The 16,545-nt window shown below is 68.9% G+C and carries 10 protein-coding genes; 8 read left to right on the top strand and 2 right to left on the bottom strand.

Going from position 1 to position 16,545, the window contains the following annotated elements:
• Positions 1–37: 37 nt before the first annotated feature.
• Complete coding sequence (locus ABTZ91_RS25430) at positions 38–1,468, top strand: SPFH domain-containing protein (protein WP_352079551.1); 1,431 nt, start codon at positions 38–40, stop codon at positions 1,466–1,468.
• Positions 1,469–1,579: 111 nt separating this feature from the next.
• Here the strand turns inward: ABTZ91_RS25430 and ABTZ91_RS25425 are convergent, their stop codons facing one another.
• Complete coding sequence (locus ABTZ91_RS25425) at positions 1,580–3,085, bottom strand: SulP family inorganic anion transporter (protein ID WP_352079550.1); 1,506 nt, start codon at positions 3,083–3,085, stop codon at positions 1,580–1,582.
• 394 nt (positions 3,086–3,479) lie between these two features.
• On the opposite strand from ABTZ91_RS25425, the gene ABTZ91_RS25420 reads away from it, so the two are divergent.
• The 4 genes from ABTZ91_RS25420 to ABTZ91_RS25405 all read left to right on the top strand — a co-directional run bounded on the left by ABTZ91_RS25420 (position 3,480) and on the right by ABTZ91_RS25405 (position 8,477).
• A complete protein-coding gene (locus ABTZ91_RS25420; RefSeq protein WP_352079549.1) occupies positions 3,480–3,893 on the top strand; it encodes a MerR family transcriptional regulator in 414 nt (137 codons plus the stop codon).
• Between the two features lie 207 nt (positions 3,894–4,100).
• Positions 4,101–4,538 (top strand): NfeD family protein, encoded by a 438-nt coding sequence (locus ABTZ91_RS25415; protein ID WP_352079548.1) that lies wholly within the window; start codon positions 4,101–4,103, stop codon positions 4,536–4,538.
• Positions 4,539–4,567: 29 nt separating this feature from the next.
• The gene (locus tag ABTZ91_RS25410) at positions 4,568–5,674 is read left to right on the top strand and encodes an SPFH domain-containing protein (protein WP_352079547.1); all 1,107 of its coding nucleotides are present in this window, start codon (positions 4,568–4,570) and stop codon (positions 5,672–5,674) included.
• A gap of 778 nt (positions 5,675–6,452) precedes the next feature.
• Entirely contained in the window at positions 6,453–8,477 is a 2,025-nt protein-coding gene (locus ABTZ91_RS25405) for an N-6 DNA methylase (RefSeq protein WP_352079546.1), read from the top strand.
• Positions 8,478–8,481: 4 nt separating this feature from the next.
• Here ABTZ91_RS25405 and ABTZ91_RS25400 read toward each other — a convergent pair whose 3' ends face one another.
• Positions 8,482–9,963, bottom strand: coding sequence for a serine/threonine-protein kinase (locus ABTZ91_RS25400; RefSeq protein WP_352079545.1), 1,482 nt, complete (start codon positions 9,961–9,963; stop codon positions 8,482–8,484).
• Positions 9,964–10,295: 332 nt separating this feature from the next.
• Here ABTZ91_RS25400 and ABTZ91_RS25395 point away from each other — a divergent pair, with 332 nt between their 5' ends.
• The 3 genes from ABTZ91_RS25395 to ABTZ91_RS25385 are packed head-to-tail and all read left to right on the top strand — an operon-like array spanning position 10,296 to position 16,508.
• On the top strand, positions 10,296–11,732 hold the full coding sequence (locus ABTZ91_RS25395) for a PD-(D/E)XK nuclease family protein (protein ID WP_352079544.1): 1,437 nt from the start codon (positions 10,296–10,298) through the stop codon (positions 11,730–11,732).
• On the top strand, positions 11,729–12,907 hold the full coding sequence (locus tag ABTZ91_RS25390) for a hypothetical protein (protein ID WP_352079543.1): 1,179 nt from the start codon (positions 11,729–11,731) through the stop codon (positions 12,905–12,907). Before ABTZ91_RS25395 ends, ABTZ91_RS25390 begins: the two co-directional genes overlap by 4 nt.
• Positions 12,900–16,508 carry a hypothetical protein gene (locus ABTZ91_RS25385; RefSeq protein ID WP_352079542.1) on the top strand — a complete coding sequence of 1,203 codons (3,609 nt, stop codon included), beginning with the start codon at positions 12,900–12,902 and terminating at the stop codon, positions 16,506–16,508. Before ABTZ91_RS25390 ends, ABTZ91_RS25385 begins: the two co-directional genes overlap by 8 nt.
• The last annotated feature ends 37 nt before the right edge of the window (positions 16,509–16,545 follow it).

The following is a 16,545-nucleotide window of genomic DNA, read 5'->3' as shown; positions in this document are numbered from 1 at the left end:
TTCTTCATCGTTCGTTCTGATCGAAGGGGGTTTCGTCATGAGCCCTGTCCTCATCTCCGTGGTGGGCATCGTCGTCCTGGTCGTCCTGCTCGGCCTCGTCGTCATCACGCGCTACAAGGTCGCCGGCCCCAGCGAGGCGTTCATCATCACCGGCCGGCGCGGCAAGAAGACCACCGACCCGGCCACCGGACGGGAGTACACGGACAACAGCGGCCAGAAGGTCGTCGTCGGCGGCGGGGTCTTCGTCGTGCCGTTCGTGCAGCAGAAGTTCAGCCTCGACCTGTCCAGCCGGCACATCCCCGTGGCGGTGCGCGGTGCCGTCACCCTGCGGGGCGTCAAGGCGAACCTGGAGGGCGTCGCGATCGTGAAGGTCGGCGGCACCGAGGACTCGATCCGGGCCGCGGCCCAGCGGTTCCTGATGCAGCAGGACGGCATCGTCGGCTTCACCCAGGAGGTGCTGTCCGGCGCCCTGCGGTCGATCGTCGGCCGGATGTCGGTGGAGGACATCATCCGCGACCGGGCCGCCTTCGCCGGGCAGGTCGCCGAGGAGGCCGAGGCGAGCCTTTCCGGCCAGGGCCTGGTGCTCGACGCCTTCCAGATCCAGGACATCACCACCGAGGGCTCCTACCTGGAGGACCTGGGCCGGCCCGAGGCCGCCCGCGCCAAGCAGGAGGCCGACATCGCCGAGGCCGTCGCCCGCCGTGCCGCCGAGCAGGCCCGGCTGAAGGCGGAGGAGGAGATCGCCGTCGCGCAGCGGACGCTGTACCTGAAGCAGGCCGAGATCAAGGCGCAGACGGACGAGGCGGCGGCGCAGGCCAACGCGGCGGGACCGCTCGCCGAGGCCGCCCGTCAGCAGGACATCCTCTCCGAGCAGGAGAAGGTCGCGGCCCGCCAGGCGGCCCTGACGGACCGACAGCTCGACACCCAGGTCCGCAAGCCGGCCGACGCCGCCCGCTATCAGGCCGAGCAGGAGGCGGAAGCCCGCCGTATCGCCTCGGTGAAGGAGGCGGAGGCCGCGGCCGAGCGCGCCCGGCTGACCGGTGAGGGCGAGAAGGCCCAGCGCGCCGCGCTCGCCGAGGCCGTACGCATCGAGGGCGAGGCGGAGGCCGCCGCCATCGGCGCCAAGGGCGCGGCGGAGGCCGAGGCCATGCGGAAGAAGGCCGACGCCTTCGCGCAGTACGGTGACGCCGCCGTCCTCCAGATGCTCGTCGAGGTCCTGCCGCAGGTCGTCGCCAAGGCGGCCGAACCGCTCGCCGCGGTCGACAGGATGACCGTCATCTCCACCGACGGAGCGAGCCGGCTGACCCGTACGGTCACGGACAACGTCACCCAGGGCATGGAGCTGCTCTCCTCCGCCACCGGCGTCGACCTCGCCGCGCTCCTCCAGGGCATCACCCAGAAGAAGCCGGCGCCCGAAGCCGCGGCGGCTTCCACGGCTCCCGGAACGCCGGTCGAGATCACCGACTGAGGGACCAGTCCGACGGGGGGGACGGACGCGAAAGAGCCGCTCTGGAGTGGCCCACACCACGAGAGGGCCCCGGCCGGATGCCGGGGCCCTCTCACTGTTGCGGGGGGTGGGTCAGTGGGTGCCGGCGAGTTCGCCGGTGAGCTTGCTGTGGAGGTCGGCGCTGGGGTTGTTCAGGCCGATGATGTCGACGGACTTCCCGCGCTGCTTGTATCTGATCTCGATCGCGTCCAGGGCGGCGACGGAGGAGGCGTCCCAGATGTGGGCGGCCGAGAGGTCGACGATGACCTTGTCGGGGTCGGTGGCGTACTCGAACCGGCCGACCAGGTCGTTGGAGGAGGCGAAGAACAGCTCGCCGGTCACGGTGTACAGGACGCTCGTGCCGTTCGGGTCGACGCGCCGGGTGACCTCGGCGAGGTGGGCGACGCGCTTGGCGAAGACGACCATGGCGGTGACGGAACCGACGACGACACCGATGGCGAGGTTGTGGGTGGCGACGACGGCGACCACGGTGACGACCATGACGCCGATCTCGCCCGCCGGCATCCGCTGGAGCGTCTTCGGGGCGATCGAGTGCCAGTCGAAGGTCGCGAACGACACCATGATCATGACGGCGACCAGGGCGGCCATGGGGATCTCGGAGACGACGGGGCCGAAGACGATGCAGAGCACCATCAGGAAGGCGCCGGCGAGGAAGGTGGACAGGCGGGTCCGAGCCCCGGAGACCTTCACGTTGATCATTGTCTGGCCGATCATGGCGCAGCCGCCCATGCCGCCGAAGAAACCGGTGACGATGTTGGCGATGCCCTGGCCGACGGACTCGCGGGTCTTGTTCGAGCGGGTGTCGGTGATGTCGTCGACGAGCTTGGCCGTCATCAGCGACTCCATCAGGCCGACCAGCGCCATGGCGAACGCGTACGGGGCGATCGTCGTGAGCGTGTCCAGCGTGAACGGAACCTCCGGCAGACCCGGCACCGGCAGGGAGGACGGCAGCGCGCCCTTGTCGCCCACGGTGGGCACGGCGATGCCGGCCGCCAGCGTGATCACGGTCAGGATGACGATCGACACCAGCGGCGCCGGGACCACGCTGGTGATCTTCGGGAAGAACACCAGCAGCGCCAGCCCACCGATGATCAGCGGGTAGACGGCCCACGGGACGTCGCGCATCTCGGGGACCTGGGCCATGAAGACCAGGATCGCGAGCGAGTTGACGAAGCCCACCATCACGCTGCGCGGGATGAAGCGCATCAGCTTCGCCACGCCGACCGCGCCGAGGATCACCTGGAAGACGCCGGCCAGGATGACGGCGGCGATCAGGTGGCCCAGACCGTGCTCACGGTTCAGCGGGGCGATCACGAGGGCGACGGCGCCGGTCGCCGCCGAGATCATCGCCCGCCGGCCGCCGACGATCGCGATCGTGACGGCCATGGTGAAGGAGGCGAAGAGGCCGAGGGCGGGGTCGACACCGGCGATGATCGAGAACGAGATCGCCTCGGGGATCAGGGCGAGGGCGACGACGAGGCCGGCCAGGACCTCGGTCCGCCAGACCTTCGGATCCGAGAGCCAGTCGGGCTTGAGGCCGCGCAGCCGCGCGGCGGGAGTCACAGCAGCAGAAGACAAGGAGACGCGTACCTGTCGTACTCGGGCACACCCCTTGCGGCAGGGCGGGGCGTACGGGAAGGACACACGGGGCCCGGTCAGGCATCCCGCACACGGCCCGGACAGCGGGCCGGAAGTCGTGGAAGACGGACGCGGCGCGCACGGGCGGCCCGGCGGCTCACGTCCTGGGGCGAAGGGTCACGGCGGGCAGGCGGCGGCGATCGGCGTCATGGGCTCGCGCACGCTCTCTCCTGCAAGAATCGGATCTTCGCCGGGGGCACCATCGGCCCCGGAAACGGCAGCAACGGGGACGGCCGGGCCACCCTCCCGCGCAACTCTACCCTAACGTTAGGGTAGAGGTTGGTGGGGTCGCGTCGGCGCAGCCCACTCCAGGGGAAGGACCAGAGGCACGGGCGTGGACGACAAGCACATGCAGATCGGCGAGGTCGCCGCGCGGACAGAGCTGTCCCTGCGCACCATCCGGCACTACGAGGAGACCGGCCTGGTCATCCCTTCGGCTCGCTCCCAGGGCGGCTTCCGTCTCTACACCGAGACCGACGTCGCCCGCCTCATGGTCATCCGCCGCATGAAGCCGCTCGGCTTCACCCTGGACCAGATGCGCGACCTCCTCGACGCCACCGATCGCCTCGACAGCGGCGCCGATCTCGACGCCGACGAGCGCGACGCCCTGCTGGAGCGCGTCCGGGCCTACCGGCAGGCCGCAGCCGAGCAGGTGGAGAAGCTGCGCATCCAGCTGGCCCGCGCCGAGGACTTCGCCGATACGCTGGGCGCCCGCCTCGAACAGGATGCTCCGACCGCCCGCGTCTAGGCGCGTTACGGGACGATATGAGCCGCCCGGGGACGACCCGCTTCCGGACGCGGCCGAGGACCGGTCGGGGCCCCGAGCACCCGGTACCGCCGGCAGAGCGGCACCGGTGACCGTTCCTCCTCGTCCGCCTCGGCGCCGCTGAACGTATGTTCCGTGTCGTTTTAGTGGGGTATGTGGTGGATACGTCCTCCTGAGGAGGCTGCGCCCATGCCCTGGTTCGTATGGCTGCTCGCCGCCCTGACGCTGGGTGTCGCGGAGTTCTTCACCCTGACACTCGTCCTCGGGCTGCTGGCGGGCGCCGCCCTGGTCGCCGCTGTCGTCGCTGGTGTCGGTGTCGGCCTATTCGGCCAGCTCGTGGCGTTCGGGGTGGCGGCCGCTGCGGGCCTGCTCGTCGTCCGCCCTCTCGCGACGCGGCAACGCACCCTCACCCCGCTCACCCGTGAGGGCAGCGACGCTCTGATCGGCAAGCGGGCTGAGGTCATGCAGGAGGTCACCGCGAGCCACGGCCTGATCAAGGTGTCCGGCGAGGAATGGTCCGCTCGCGCGCTGGACGAAAGCCAGGTGATCCCGGTGGGAGCGCTGGTGGACGTCATGGAGATCGAAGGCGCTACGGCCCTCGTCTACCCCCGCGATCTCCTTCCCTGAACGGTGGGTCCCGTCCCGAGGGAGGAATGGTGGATCCGGTTCTCATCCCGATTGTCGTGGCGGCGATCGTCGTCGTCTTCCTCCTGGCCGCCACGGTGCGCATCGTCCCGCAGGCGCGCCGGTACAACATCGAGCGGTTCGGCCGGTACCGGCGGACGCTGCAACCCGGCCTCAACTTCGTCGTACCGGTCGCGGACCGCATCAACACGAAACTCGACGTGCGGGAGCAGGTGTACTCGTCGGCCCCGAAGCCGGTGATCACCGAGGACAACCTCGTGGTGAACATCGACACGGTGCTCTACTACCAGATCACCGACCCGCGGGCGGCGGCCTACGAGGTCGCCGATTACCTGCAGGCGATCGATCAGCTCACCGTGACCACGCTGCGCAACGTCATCGGCTCCATGGACCTGGAGCAGACGCTCACCTCGCGCGAGGAGATCAACGCCCGGCTCCGCGCCGTCCTCGACGACGCCACCGGCAAGTGGGGCATCCGGGTCAACCGCGTCGAGATCAAGGCCATCGATCCTCCGGTCACCATCAAAGAGGCGATGGAGAAGCAGATGCGTGCCGAGCGTGACAAGCGCGCGGCCATCCTGCACGCGGAAGGAGAGCGGCAGGCCAAGATCCTCACCGCTGAGGGGACGAAGCAGAAGGACATCCTCGAAGCCCAGGGCACGCAGCAGGCCATGATCCTTCGTGCGGACGGCGAGGCGAAGGCAGTCGAGCGCGTCTTCCAGGCTGTCCATCGCAACAACGCCGACCCCAAGGTCCTGGCCTACAAGTACCTGGAGACGCTTCCCCATCTGGCGAAGAGCGACAACAACACGTTCTGGGTGATCCCAGGCGAGCTGACCGAGGCCGTTCGCGCCGTCACCCACGCCTTCGCAGATCACTCGACGACGGGCCTCCCCGGCAACACGCGGCCACCGGAAGCAGCGCCTCCCCCTGGATCGGACGAAGCGCCGAACGAAGAGCAGACACCGGAGATCGAAGCGGGTACGCCTCTCTCCCTCGACGCCGCCGCAGCCGCGGATGCGGTCGCCGAGCAGGCCGCCGCCGTGGTGAGCGACGCGAAGGCCGAGGCCGCGAGGGCCTCCCAGGCGCCGGACCGGAGCCGGACCTCCGGCGACTGACCATCGACGCTGATTGCCGGCCGCCGACGAAGTCTCGGGCTCGACACTTCCGGGTCCCCCCGTGCGGTCCTGTCCGTGTCTCGGAGCGAGTGGCTCAGCGCCTGCTGAAGGCGGCGGCGAGATCCGTGGCTTGTTCGGCGGGGTCCGGGCATCGTCGCCGCTCGACCGGGAGGAACGGGGCCCGGGAGACGGGAGAGAACCTCGTCATCAACGTGGACCATCAGGGCGAGGCGAGTCCAGAAGTACGGCGACCGGGGTCGCCGTGTTCCCGGAGGTCGGAGACACTCAGCCGCACGCACCCGATCGCCAACTGGCACACCGGCCGCACTCAGATGGTGCGTCATCGAGAAGGCGTCAAGAGAAGGATCCAGTCCCTGTGCGACAACGCGGATGCCGCGCAACCCGGTCCCCGGCGCCCCTCTCGTCTTCGACAGCGAGGGATCGACCAGGACCGCCCTGCGCGACTGCATGAGCAGGAGCTGACTCGCCCTCGGAAGCGGCGGATCCGAAGGGAACAGGCGAAGGCCGTCGCCTTCAATAGCGTACGACCTCAGCGGCGCATTCTTCGCATGCGTTTTCCCACCAGTAAGTGGGGGCGGCCCAAGCGGCGCGAACCGATGGGCGCGTTCGAGCAACACAGCATCAGCTTTGGAGTACACAGGTGGTAGACGACCCGAGGCATACGTAAACTTAGTTAAGCGATGGACGGCGAGGCCGACGAGGCGCACCCGATCGATTTGCGCCCGAGTGAAGACCACCGCAGGCTCCGGAGGAAACCATGTCCACGAACACAGGGCCGGCCCGTGTGGGAGTCACTCTGGCCGAGATCGCTCGCATAGCTGGGGTCGGGCGCGCCGCCGTCAGTAACTGGCGGCGTCGATACAGCAACTTTCCGTCACCTATCGGAGGTACGGATACCAGCCCACAGTTCTCACTGTCCGAGGTCGAGGCCTGGCTCGAGCGAGAGAACAAGCTCAACGACAAGGTGAACCCACTCGATCGGCTGTGGCCCGAGTACGAAGCCCTGGGCGACAGGGAAGCTACGGGGCTCCTCATCGCCCAAGTGGGATTGCGGCTCAGCGGCGGACAAGCAGTCGAGACAGAACGCGGTCCTGCCGTCGATCAACGTCAGTCCCAGCTCATGGAGAGCACTCTCGAGCTGGCCTCCCGCGGGGATCACCAGGCCGTGTTCCAATTCCTTCTGGAGCGTTGGCTTCGGACCCACGTGCGGCAAGTTGCGACTACGCCGTCGCAACTGGCCGACCTTATGGCGGACATCGCGGCCGTTCTGCATCGGGGCGAGGTGCGGTCCGTACTCGATCCCGCGTGCGGTGCGGGAACGTTGCTCCTCGCCGCCGGACGTCAGTGGGGCACCAGACAACGACCGCTCAGCCGATTCCTGGGCCAGGACATCGACCGCGCCTTGACAGAACTGACCCGGGCGCGCCTGGCGATCAGCGGGTTCTCGAAGGCCGGGCTGTCGAACATCTCATCGGTGGCCGGTGACACGCTGCGCGCTGACGCCCACCCTGATGCCCAAGCGGATGTCGTCCTGTGCGACCCCCCTTCCAATGAGCGCGACTGGGGCCACGCCGAGCTGGCCACGGACGTGCGCTGGTTGTACGGACAACCGCCGCGCACGGAACCGGAGCTGGCCTGGGTTCAGCACTCCGTGGCAGCACTGGCCCCCGGAGGGGTCGCGGTGCTGGTGCTCCCGCCCGCGGTCGCGGCACGCCGCGCCGGCCGCCGGATCCGGGCAGGGCTGCTGCGTGCCGGCGTACTCCGCGCCGTGATCGCCCTGCCTCCAGGCGCCGCTCCTCCCTACGGAGTCGGCCTGCATCTTTGGGTGCTGCGGGCCGCGGGATCTACGCACGATGGACCCGAACAAGTCCAGCTGACGCTGGTGGACGCTGCGCATGACAGTCCCGTTGCGGCTGTCGAGAGAACTGGGATCGACTGGTCGGCGGTCACCACGCACGTACTGGACGCCCTCAGCGGCAGAAGCACTCTTGCGAGCGTCTCACTCCCTGTGGTCGATCTTCTGGACGACCAGGTGGACCTCACACCGGCACGTCACATTCCCCGGACACACGCCGCAACCAGCACTGACCTCCAACGCCTCTGGGCGCGATTCGATGCCCACGCACGTGACATGCGCCACACCGCTGCCGCCTTGTCGGACCTGGATCCCAGCCACCATGACAGATCCGTGCCGCTCATCGGCGTCGGCGAACTGGAGCGGGCCGGAGCGCTGCAGATCAGGTCCGGGCAAGGAGTCCCCGCAGATCTAGTGCGCCGCGGTGAACGTCGCGCGGGAGAAGTTCGCGTCTTGGCCGGTACGACGTCCTCCGGACGAGAGCCGTTCTGGCTTCCCACCTCCGCCGTCACAGCGGGTGAACGGGACGGTTCCCTCACCGTCTCAGCCACTCACGACGTGATCGTCTCCGTGCTCGCCCGCGCCTTCGACGTTCGAGTCGAGAGTGAGGCACCTTCCGTCCTAGGGCCCCAGCTTTCGGCACTCCGCGTAGACCCCGCCATCCTCGACCCCTGGTTCCTGGCCGGCTGCCTTCGCTCCCCAGCCAATGTGCAGCAGGCGGGCACGCACGCATCGACGACGTCGCGCATTGATGTGCGTCGCCTGCAGATTCCACGGCTTTCCCTCATGGAACAAAAGCGCTACGGGGAGATCTACCGAAGGATTCTTGCCTTTGAAAGCGCGCTGGCGGATATGAGGGGAGTGGGCGCCGAGCTGAGCCGGTCTCTGGGAGACTTGCTGGCCGCCGGACGGCTCCCGCGGAGTTGACCGATCAGAACTCAGCCAGCTGATTCAGGAGTTCGACCGTCTCCGTCTCGTAACCTGATTCGCTCAGTTCAAGGGCGACTTCACGGCACCGGTGCATCAACTCGGCCGGAATGGTCGTGAGGCCGAGGAGTCCATGTGCCACGGCACTCCAGCGATGGAACGCATACTCGAAATCCCCGTCCGGCATCAGACACTCAGCGAGGCCAAGGCCAGCTTCCATGACGAGAGGATCCAGCGGATCTCCTCCTTGGGCCACTTCCCTGTACTGCTCCACCGCATCGCGCGTACGGCCGTCCAGCCGTGCGGCATCGGCGCACCGCAACCGAGCCTTCAGGACGATCGGCTCGCGGGCTCCCCAGTCCGACAACGCCTTGGGCAACAGGTCGAGAAGTTCCGCGCACCGTTCCCCCGGCCCCTCGGCGAGCAGCTCCGACCCGGCCATGTCGACGCGAGCGGCGAACTGCTCCCGCCGCAACCAGCCACCCCCGCGCCGATTCGGCCGACGCCGTGGAGCCGGCCGGAAGGGGAAGGCCTCCTCGTTCTCGGCGACCGAGTCACACAGGCGGAAGGACGCCGTCGGATCGGGGGTCAGCTCAGGGTCGGGGGCCGGGTCTCCGGGCTCTGGCAGGAAGGGCCGCAGCACCGAGAGGACGTCGGTGATGGATCGAGGTCGATCGGCAGGCACCTTGGCCAGCAGATCCCAGACGAGCTCGTCGAGCTCCTCCGGAATGCCGATGTTGATGCTCCGCAGACGCGGAGGGAGATCTTCGAGGTGCTGAGCGTCCTTGTTCCTGTCCGGCAGATCCTCGAACGGCTTTTCGCCTGCGAGCAGTTCGAAGAGAAGGCAGCCGAAGGCGTAAAGGTCCGCCGACGCGGAGATGTCCTGCCGGCCACGAAGCTGCTCGGGGGCCATGTAGCCGGAACTACCCGGCGTGGCTCCAAGGGCCGTGTAGCGGGTCGCGTCCGGGTCGGTGAGGTGGGCGATACCGAAGTCGAGCAGCTTCACCGCACCATCGGCCCAGGCCACCACCACATTGCCGGGTTTCAGGTCCCGGTGCACAACCCCGCGCGTATGCGCGTGTTCGAGGGCTTCGGCGATTCGCACGGCGATGGCCATCGCCGCGTCGGGCGGGAACGGGCGGCGCAGGTCGAGGAATTCGCGCAGGTTGATCCCGTCGACGTATTCCATGACGAGGTAGGGCTCCTCGTTCACATAGCCACGGTGCAGCAGGCGTGGAATGCCGGGGTGATCGAGATCCTCGAGGATGCCCCCTTCGCGTTCGAACCGCTTCAGAAGTTCGACGCGCCGCCGCGCCCGCTCGGCCGGGCTGAACCCGCCCTGTGTGTAGGCGTCCAGGCGGAGCACCTTCACCGCGACCGTACGACCGGTACCTCGTTCGGTCGCCGACCAGATACTCCCCATCCCGCCCTGGTCAAGCGCCTCCTCGACGCGGAAGCGACCGTCGAGGTCTTCCCCTGCGTGCACACCTCACCCCTTCGATGACACCGTGCGCGCCCCACTGTAGTCGTTCACACGCCACATGGAGAGAATAGCTTGACTCAGTTCACAGACATGCGCTTCTCTGAGAAGGACAGCGATCCCATCATCACGCCCATAAGGGGTGCACCGTGTCGCTCCCTCTGCCTCCGCCCGGAACGGACGGCGACATCAGGCTCATTCGCACATCCCTGCCGCTCCTGCGAGAGAGCCCCGAGGACTGCCCCCGTGGCAACGCCCTGCGCGCCCGGCCATTCGTCCGGCAGGCTCCACCGCGTTCTCGACGGACACCCGTCGAGGAGTTCGCTCTCGGTCCTGTCATGGAGACCCTGGACGCGATCGAGCACGACAAGGTGGACCTGGAGAGTGCGCTGTCACGGCTCAAGGCGAGCCACAAATGCCATGTGGGCCACTTGAGTTGGGCCGAGGTGGCGGTTCGCGCCTACCTGTCGGCACGGGCCGCGCACGAGGCGCGGCAACATGCGCGCGGACGGCCCACGACCCTGCCCGTACGTGCTCAGTGGACCGCCATCACCTGGAGGGAGTCCCCGGACTCACGGGGAGCGACTCGCTACGAGCGCACCGCATGGGGGCGGCGCTACGCGTCCGCCGACGGCGCGGAGCGAGAGCTCTGGCTGCTGTCCGTCAACTCTGTCAAGTCGGACCGGCCGCCGGCCGAGATCGCGGAGGCGGCCGCCGTGATGGTGAGCGGTGTCCCCTCCCAATCGGCGCCCCGAGACGTCTTCCGCCCCGTCGCGGAGCAGGTCCGGCCACGGCACGTGCGGGTCATCGGCGTCGGTTGTGGATCCGGCGAGCACGAGGTGCTGGCCGACTGGGCCGCTGATGAGGCCGACCGGCAGTACAGCGCGCACGCCAAGCCCGTGCTGGCGCGAGTGGTCGAGGCCGACCAGCTCATGCCCGGTTCCAGCTGTGTCCGCTGCGAGGGACTGACGGGCTGCGAACTTCCTCACCGCGCTCCCGGCATCCTGGGGGTGCCCGGTCCACGCCGCCCCCGGGCGCGTCGATCCGTATCGGCGACCGATCTCCGTGTGCACAACCTCTGCCCGGCGCAGTTCCACCTGACCCGTGTGCTCCATCTGAAATCCGGAGCCCCCGAGAGCCTGCCGATTCGCAGGGGGCGTGCCGTGGACGAGTGGCTCAACCTCCGCCACACCGAGGGGTGCTGTCGCGACGCTCCACTGCCGGAGTCCCTCCCCGGACTGGCCACATCCGAGTTGCCCACAGCTCTGGCCATGCTGTCCGAGCACCAGCGTGCATGCCCGCTCGACGGACTCCCGCCCACGGAGCGTGTACGGGTTCAGCAGCGACTCTCGGCGTACGATCCAGAGCTCGACGTGGTCCTGATCGCCGACCCGGACCTCCTCTACACCCGCGCCGGTGGCTGGATCTGGCACGAGACGAAGACGGCCGCGAATCGTCCCTGGGAGGGACGGGCTCTGATGGAGTCGTACCCGCAGCTCGCGTTCGCGGTACTGATGATGGCCGCAGGAGTCCTCGGCGGAGATCCGCGCCGCTCCCTGATCGAACTCGAAGTGCTGTACGACGACGGATCACGCTGTGAGGAGATCGACCCCGGTGATCCGGACACCCAGGCCGAGGCCCGCCGCATCATCGCTGCGCTGGCCGGGCCCTGGGCCGTCGACGAGACGTACGCGCCCCGCCCTGATCGTCACTGCGACGGCTGCGACGTGCTGGCGCACTGCGCAGCGGGCCGCACCCACCTGGAGACCCGATGAACACCCTGCCGGCCCTCAGCGGGCCGCCCTTCCCGAGCGACGACTGGTCCGCCCACCGCGGCGTGCCTCTGATGCGCACCGTGGCCACCGCGCTCACGGTGCTGGACGCGACGCCGGGGCCCGAGACCTTCGTCCTGCCCTATCCCCCGGAGGTCCAGCGTGCCCTGGACCGGACGGTGCTCGCCTGTCTGGAGCGCGGCGCCGCGCCCCCCATGAGTCTGCCCGATCTGCTGTTCTGGTGCCGTGAGCGGCCGGTGGCCGACTGGCCGATCGATCTGCCGCCCGACACGGTGGGCCCCCACGATCTGCTGCTCGATCCCGACTCGGCCCGGCCCACCGAACTCTGCTACGAGTGGGCCGAGCAGTCGTCGGACAGCGCGCTGGCCCTGTACGACCGCGAGGTCATCCGTACCGCTCTCCGGCTGTGCCGTGAGTACGGCGAAGAGGACGCCTATACCGAGTTTCGCCGGCTCCTCGTCACGCGGCCCGTTCTCACCTCGGCCGAGGACTTCGCCCTCTCGATGGATCACGTGCTCGATCCGGTGAAGGAACTGCTCAGCCGGATCTACCGCCCCGTCCCGGACAGTTATCTCCGGAGTGGCGAGTACGCCACGTGTGGCCGCTGCTTCACGTTGCTCACCCCGCTGCACGACGGAGGCTGGTGGTGCGAGCGGGATCGGTGCCGCCGTCGGGGCAAGCCTCCGGTGGGCCGCCGCTATCCGCGGGAAGAGGTCGGCGAGCTCCTGCAGCTGGCACGGCCGCTGCGTCAATTCGTCACCGGCCCCGGACGGGCCGAGGCCGACTTGGAGACGCGGCTGACCGCCCTGGGACTGAAGGTACGGATGTGGCCCGCGTACGACGCCTACGACGTGCACATCACGTTCCCCGACGATCACGTATGGGCCGTCGACGTCAAGGACTGGGCTCACCCGGCGTTCCTCGGACGGGCGGCGCGCCCGGTGCCGCAGCAGCCCCCGTACGACGAAGCCTTCTGGGTGGTACCGCAGGACCGGGTCGACGACCGGCCCGGGTACATCGCCGTCTTCGAGCGCAACCGTCCGTCCTCGGCACGGCACCTGTCCCTGCTCACCGACAAGGAACTGCTCGCCCGGGCACGAGAACGGCTCACGCGTACGAGGAAGACCGCACCCCGGAAGGAGGCCGGCGATGCGTGACCGCGAGAGCTGGCACAAGCCGGTCAGCCGCGAACTCGGACGGCTCTGGGGCGAGGTGCCGCCTGAGCTGGGCACGGTGAAACCGAGCCTGCTGTGCCAGGTGGAGCTGGCGCTGCGGATCCTGGAGCACATCGCCCCCGAAGAGCCCGCATCCGGCGCGTACACCCTGTTCGGAGGTTACGAGTTCGCCCGCTCCCGCGGCCACGTCACCTCCCCTGCCCACGAGGTGATGCTCGCCGCCGGCCGCCATCTGCTGTGGCACCTGCGTCGTCGGCGCACCTGGCAGCAGGCGCTGGAGACCTATCTGTCCCTCCCCGACCGGCTCCGCGCCTACGACGTGCCCGAGCTCCACCGGCCCGCACGGCGCCATGAAGCGGTCGTCGCGTCCGATCGCTTCACGGTCTACGACGCCGCACTCGCCGCATTGCCCCCGTTCGCCCGCAAGCCCCTCCCCCTCGCCCCCTCGGGCCGCGCCACCTTCATCGAGCGGCGACGACCGACGTCCGTCACCTTGCCGACCTGGCTTCGGCCGGAGCCGGCCGCGGGGCACGCACCCGAGGACGGGCGGCCCGGAAACGGCGCTCCTCTCGTGATCAGTCGTGCCGAGCTGGCCGAAACCGCACGCTGGATGGACGAGACCGAGCAGCGGAACGAGGTGGCGAGTCCAGGCCACTGGGAGGATCGCCTCGCCGAGCTCCATGTCTTCCCGCGCGACACCGACGGGCTCGGATTCTCCGAGAAAGGTGATCTCCGTCTCGATGGGCTTCTGCATCTCGTCGGCATGGTCGGAGCGGGCAAGTCGACGCTCATGACCCTGCTCGCGGTCTGGGGTGCCCGCCGTCTTCCCCAGCTGCGCACCACACTGGTGGTGGGCGACGTCGCCGAGCAGCTCCGGATCACCGCCCTTCTACGCGATCTCGGCCTGGCAGCGGCCCCCGTGCTGGGTCTGACCACACGAGAGACCCATGTACAGCGTCTGCACCGCCGCCTCGGCTCCCGCGGCCTGCACAACCTCCTGGACCACGACGACCCCGGCTTCGATCACCTCAGCACGGTGTGCGTCGTGGATGCCCTGCGGGGCACGGAGGCCGCCCAACCGCTGCGGTTCGCGGACGCACCCTGCACCTCGCTCTACCCGGAAAAGCCGAGGAAAGAAGGCGAGGTACCGGCCGCCTTCGACAGGCTGCCCGAGCCGTATCAGCCGGGACAGCGGAGTTCCGCATCGGATCAGACCGGTACGCCGGAGGCGAAGGGCACCCCGCACGGCTGTCCGGCCTGGGCCGTCTGCCCCCGTCACAGCACCGCCCGTGAACTCGTCGGCTCACTGATCTGGGTGGCAAATCCGGCGAGCCTCGTCCAGTCGGCCGTGCCCCGCCATCTCGGGGACGAGCGACTGCGCCACCTGGAACTGGCCTGCCTGCGCAGCGACATCATCATCGTGGACGAGGCCGACTCGGTTCAGATGAAGCTGGACGAGATCTTCGCTCCCTCGGCGACACTGGTCTCCCCTGGCCCCGAATCGTGGCTCGACCAGCTGCAGACGCATCGTGTGGAAGAGCTCTCCCGGCAGGGTCGGCTGCCGCTGACTGACCAGGAGGTCGAGCGGTGGTCCGCCTCCCTGACCGTGGTCCACGCCGCGACGGACCGCCTCTACAAGCTGCTGATCTCCGACGAGGACCTGCGCGAGTGGGCCGACATCGAGTACTTCAGCCCGTGGACGCTGCAGGAGAAGCTGCTGCGCTCATGGTTCGCGCAGGACTCGGTCCCCGGCGTGCCCGATGGTGTGGCCGACGAATCGGAACTGTACGAGGCGTACGAGGACGACGCGCCCGAGCCTGCGTCCCCGGGTCCTGAAGCCGACGCGCGCCGCGCCGAACTGACGGAGCGCTTCGACGACTTCCGCGACGACCCGCTCGGCGGCCAGGGTCCGTACGGCAACACGACCGACGACCTCGTGCGTCTGTCACAGGACCTGCTCACCACGCTGTCCTCGTCCGACACCCGGGCGCGCGTGCTCGCGGTGCTGCGCCCCCTGCTGGCTGACACTCCGGCGGCGGATCGAGCCAAGGACGAGGAGTGGCTGGATCTGGCCGCCCGCCGCCTGGAGTTCACCCTGCTCCTGAGCGCCCTCAACCAACGACTGGATCGGCTGGTCTATCTGTGGCCGCAGGTCGAGGCTGCCCTGCACCTCGATTCGACGGGCAACGAGCTCTCCCGCCGCCCGCCTCTCGACTATGCCCCGCTGGTACCGGAGGCCCCCATGGGTAACGTCCTGGGCTTCCAGTACCTGCCTGACGAGCGGGAGCGCAACGTCGAAGGGCAGCACAGCGGGACGTTGCGCTTCTTCCGGTGCGTCGGAGTAGGCCGCGAGCTCTTGCTCACTCTCCCAACTCTGGGAGCCGACCCGGGCCGCGGTAGGAGGGGTGCGCATGTCGTGCTGATGTCCGGAACGAGCTGGGCCGGCACCTCCACGCGCGCACATGTCGTCGCGCCCGTGGGCGCGGTACTGACCCCTTCCGCCCGCTCGCTCGAGGCCGTGAAGCAATCGGTCTTCACGACGCACTTCCTGTACGACGACGAAGGCCGGCCCCTGAGCCTGTCCGGTACGGAGCCCAAGGCCCGGCCGGCGGCCTGCAGGGCAATGGTCCGGCGGCTCGGCATGCCCGGCCGGGGCGGTGCCCCCAGCCCCTTGGAGCAGGAGCTGGCCAAGGTCGCCGACAGCCGTCGACGTAGGGCGATCCTCCTGGTCGGCAGCTACAAGGAGGCGAACACCGCGGCAGACACCCTGCACGACATCGATCGCTGGCACGGTCGAGTCCGTGTCCTGGCCGCCGACGACGCCGACCTGGAGCTGGCCGTACGAGGCTCGGGTGAGTCCCGCTCGGAACAGGAACGCGCCACCGTGCTGCGCCGTGGTGACCTCGCCACCTTCGCCCAGGACCCCACCGCGGAAATCCTCGTCGCACCGCTGATGGCCGTGGAGCGTGGACACAACATTCTCAACGCCCAGCGCAACGCCGCCTTCGGTACGGCGCTGTTTCTCGCCCGGCCCCACCCGCGACCCGACGACCTTTCCCTCGCGGTGTTCGCGATCAACGACTGGGCGACACGCTTCACCCGCGACGAACCCGGGGTGCCTCAGGGCACCTTCACCGAGCTGGCCAAGGCGGCCCAGAAGCTGGATGAGGCCGGACTCGCCTTCCGGCACGTGGCCCGCGGTGAGTGGCGACGGCTCCTGTCGCGCCGGTACATCTACTCCCGACTGTCCGGCAAGGAGAAGACGTCCTTCACCTGGGACCAGCTCGTGACCCTCTGGCAGGTCATCGGCCGTCTGGTGCGCGGTGGTGTACCGGCGCGGGTGGTCTTCGTCGACGCCCGGTTCGCCCCACGCACGGCCAGGCTGCTCTCGCCGGGTGCCGCATCGACGCCCGTTACCCATGAGGATGGCCTGCTCACTGGCCTTCGGGACGTCCTCGCCCCGTACTTCGAAGACACCATCTCACTCTCCGACTGCCCCGATCCGGCAGACCCGGTGGTCGCCCGGCTCCTGTACACGCCGCTGTACAAGTCGCTGCGCGAGATCACCCACCACACCTCCTGAACCTCTCGCCCCGCAGTCCACCCCGCGAAAGGACACG

The sequence above is a fragment of the Streptomyces sp. NPDC126499 genome, from assembly GCF_040302485.1.
GTDB lineage: Bacteria > Actinomycetota > Actinomycetes > Streptomycetales > Streptomycetaceae > Streptomyces.
This window is presented reverse-complemented; position numbering and strand designations above follow the sequence as displayed.